1 protein-coding gene is annotated in these 705 nt (G+C 54.5%); it reads left to right on the top strand.

Annotated features, from left to right (window positions below; translation table 11 throughout):
- Positions 1-101: 101 nt before the first annotated feature.
- The coding region (locus Y017_RS08055; protein ID WP_035460209.1) for a helix-turn-helix domain-containing protein at positions 102-705 on the top strand (604 nt) is incomplete at its 3' end.

Below are 705 nucleotides of genomic sequence, written 5' to 3' on the forward strand. Positions count from 1 at the left end.
ATTAGTTCAGACCAAATCTGACACATCTCGTTGAAAAAGCGAGGGTTACCGGTTCTGATGAAGGTGCCTAAACCTGAAACCAGAACCAAAAGGTAACCCTCATGCTCCATAGTAATGATCGCATTATCCGACACAAGGTAGGCTTGCTGAATTTGGCCGACGAGCTTGGTAACGTCGCCAAGGCCTGCAAGATGATGGGCGTGTCCAGAGACACGTTCTACCGCTACAAGGAGGCGGTGGAGGAAGGTGGTGTTGATGCCCTCCTGGAAAAGAATCGGCGAGTCCCCAATGCCAAGAACCGTGTAGAGCCTCATGTGGAAGAGGCTGTCATTCAATACGCGGTGGATGAGCCCGCCCACGGGCAAGTCAGAGTCTCCAATGAGTTGCGCAAGCGTGGCGTCTTCGTTTCAGCGAGCGGCGTACGCAGTATCTGGCTGCGTCATGATCTGGCCAACTTCAAGCAACGCCTTAAGGCGCTGGAAGCCAAGGTGGCAGAGGAAGGACTGATCCTGACGGAGTCCCAGGTTCAGGCGCTTGAGCGCAAGAAGCAGGATGACGAGGTCTGCGGTGAAATCGACACAGCTCACCCGGGCTATCTGGGCTCGCAGGACACCTTCTACGTAGGCACATTCAAAGGTGTTGGCCGGGTCTATCAGCAGACTTACGTGGATACGTACGCCAAAGTGGCGCACTGCAAGCTGTATA

The organism is Alcanivorax sp. 97CO-5, assembly GCF_000524665.1.
Classification (GTDB): Bacteria; Pseudomonadota; Gammaproteobacteria; order Pseudomonadales; family Alcanivoracaceae; genus Alcanivorax; species Alcanivorax borkumensis.